Source organism: Candidatus Electronema sp. TJ (assembly GCF_048287355.1).
GTDB lineage: Bacteria > Desulfobacterota > Desulfobulbia > Desulfobulbales > Desulfobulbaceae > Electronema.
In genome coordinates, this window is the sequence record NZ_JBLWEP010000126.1 from 3837 (window position 1) to 6914 (window position 3078).

General features: G+C 63.3%; 3 protein-coding genes. All 3 read right to left on the reverse strand.

From position 1 onward, the window contains the following. Positions 1–1143, reverse strand: a 1143-nt coding sequence (locus ACNKID_RS09335; RefSeq protein WP_417913158.1) for an efflux RND transporter periplasmic adaptor subunit, incomplete at its 3' end; no start/stop codon positions are given. Between the two features lie 188 nt (positions 1144–1331). Beyond that, the gene (locus ACNKID_RS09340; RefSeq protein ID WP_417913159.1) at positions 1332–2396 is read right to left on the reverse strand and encodes a hypothetical protein; all 1065 of its coding nucleotides are present in this window, start codon (positions 2394–2396) and stop codon (positions 1332–1334) included. A 482-nt stretch (positions 2397–2878) separates the two neighbouring features. Continuing rightward, the coding region (locus tag ACNKID_RS09345; RefSeq protein ID WP_417913160.1) for a hypothetical protein at positions 2879–3078 on the reverse strand (200 nt) is incomplete at its 5' end.

A 3078-nucleotide genomic window follows, 5' to 3' on the forward strand; every position in this document is an offset into this window, starting at 1 on the left:
GATCAGATCGCCGTCAGCAAGCTCCGGCTTGGGCAGCATGATGAAGCGTTCGCCCTCGTGCAGTCCAGAGCGTATCTCTGTCCTGCCGCCCGCAGTCGCGCCAGGCCGGACCAGACGGAAGCGGGCGCGGCCATGTTTGTCCAGCACGAAGATGCCGATGAGCTGACCGTACCGCACCAAGGAGATCTCCGGGACAAGGATGGTCTTGGCTGTGCCGGTGGGGATGAAGGCGCGGACAAAGAGGCCGGAGCGCAGGCCAGGGGTATCCGGCAGCTTGACTTGGACAATGAAGGTGCGGGTCTTCGGATCAACGTTCGGCTCCACCGCCAGCACTGCGGCTGCCAGCGGCTCCGGCGCGGCATCAGGCACAGCCACGCGCAGCGCGTCGCCCGCCTTGACCTTGTCTGCCAGGCTGTCCGGCACGCTCACGTCAGCGCGGAAGGCCTCCGCCTTCTCTATGGTCAGCAGCGGCGTGCCCGGACTGGCCAGCGAGCCGGCCTGAATCAGCCGGGCCGTGACCACGCCGTCATACGGGGCCAGCACGCCGCTGTCGGCCTTGACAATGCGGGCCGCAGCCTCAGCCTGAGCCAGCCGGGCTGATGCCGCCTCAATCGCCTTGCCTGCCTGAGCGCGGGCCGCGCCTGCCTCGCGCTGCGCCGCCGCCGCCTGATCAAGATTCTGCTGCACCCCGACCTGCTTGGCGGCCAGATCCTTCTGCCGCCTCAGATTGGTCTCGGCCATGTCCGCCCGCGCTCCTGCCGCCTCCTTGGCCGCCGCCGCTGCTTTCAAGCCCTCCGCCGCCTCGCGCACCGCCGCCTCAGCCTGCCGTATGCGGTCGCTGAGCTGGCTGTCGCCAATAATCAGCAGCAGGTCGCCCTGCCTGACTTGGTCGCCCTCGCGCACCTTCAGCTCAGTCACGGTGCCGGTGGTGCGGGCGGAGATCACTCCGGTCGCCTCGGCCCGCACTGTGCCGATGGCCTCATGAAAAACCGGCTCCTCGGTCAGCTTGGCCTCGGCCAATGCGGCGATGACGGTTTTGCCGCTGCTGGCGGCGGACGTTGCGGCTTTGTGCTCCCCGCTCTCCTTGCAGGCGGACAGGGCCAGCAGGAGGAAGGCGGCAAGAATGCTCTTGGAATAGTTCATAATGCTCCTGTGAAGGCGCTCACGGCTGCGCTTGATTTGTGGCACTGGATGGGCTGGCTGCATGGAGAAAGAAATACTGCCTGCCTGCGGCTTTGTCAAACAAGATTCTGCCCTGCGGACAAACATGGCCCGCGCAGTCCGCAGGCTGTCCTCTTGCTGGCAGCGGCAGTGAGCGCAGGCTACCGGCCTCAGCTGGTCCTGATGTCTAAAATATCCACCAGCCTGCTGCTGTAGTTGTCCTGCGCCAGGCTGATCAGCCCGGCAAGGTCTGCAACCGTGATGTAGATGAACTCCACTGCCGAGCCGCTGAAGCCCATCAGCTCGTATTCCCCCTCGGCTGCCACCGTGACCGCCGCGCCTTGCCTGCCGCCTTCCCGCATGTCCAGCAGACGCAGGCTGAGCTGGCCGCTGCGGCTGTCCACCAGTGCCTGCACGCGCAGCAGCTCGGACGCATTGGCGACACCGCCGGTCAGCCGCGCCAAGGGCGTGTCTCCGCTGCCGCTGAGCAGGCCCGGCCCCACTTCGTGCACCAGGCCGCTGATCAGCAGCGGCGTGCGCAGCTTGCGGCTGAAGGTCCCGCTGCGCTGCGTGCCGTGTGCACTGTAGCGGGCCTTGACCGTGAGGGTGTACTCGTTGTTCCAAGGATTGTCCTGCGCAGGGATGTCCGGCAGCAGCATGATCTCGCTTGGCTCGACCCGCAGCAGGCGCGTCTGCACGGCGCTGCCGTTGCGCGTGCCTGCAATCACCACACTGCCCGCGCTCGGCGGCGAGGAGGCGAGGTTGCTGCCGTCAAGCAGCAGCGCACCTGCCGGGCTGAGCACGTCATTGAGCTTGAACAGCGTGTCTTCGGCAGAGCTGACCACCGGTGCTTTCTCTGGTGCCGCCACGCGCTCGAACCGGCCACGGTGCTGTATCTCCCTGGTGTAAGGCCGGGAGACGCGGACATGGACATGCAGCATGTCGTCATCCTCAGGCAGAGGGTCGTCCGGGCTGTCCAGCTTGCCGCTGAGGGAGAGAAAGAAGCTGAACGACTCCGGCAAGGTCACTCTGTCGCCATTGATCAGCTGCTGCTGTATCCACTTCATCATCAGCGGGCCAAGGGTCTTGATCATCTCCGCGCTGTACACAGGCTGCGCTGCGGAGATGTCCGCCGCCATCTCGTCATAGCCTACAGTTCGGTTAGGCACAGCTTGCAGGCACCAGGAATGCGGCGTGGTCAGCAGGTTCGGTTCAACATGGTATTTGATGGTCATGGCGGCGCTCCAGTGAGAAGGAAAGGAGAGATGCGGCGGGATGCTGATGCAGCAGGATCAAACTAAAACGCGCCGCCCCTTTTGTCAACAGAATTTCTCCTGCCGCAGCCGCATGGTCTCATAGAACGTGACAGCATGCCGCCGCACTATGTGAGCGCATGCGGCTGCATAGAGTGGGCGCAGGCCCCTGCATGAAGCAGGCGCAGGCCGTCACTGCTGATGACAGCCTGCGCCTGCCAGCTGCGGCGCAGCGCAAAGGCGGCTTTGAAGGAAGGAGGCGGGCATCTTCCGCAGACAGGCGGAAGCATGGCAAGGGCTTGCTGCCTGCGGGGGGATCAGCACTTCAATCTCGGCAATGAGCGCAGGCAGATACTGTTGTCCGCGTCAAGCTCCATGCAGGGCCAGGGCCGGATCGAACATTTTTCGGTAATGGCTAAATAGCAAGTGATGAGTTAGTACATGGAGATGATACAAAAAAATCATCACCCGCCGATGCCGATGCTGTGACAGCGTGAAAAACGGGCATAATGCTCAAGGTCAGCAGCAGTATTGGTGCAAAGACTGCAATAAACGTGCGGTGCTGCATCGTGATCCGCGCTGGAGTGAAAAGAAGAAGGAAGAGATATAGTGAACCTATCCCAAAAATTCTGAAAGGATGTTAAGCTGCCCTGATAAAGGAGGA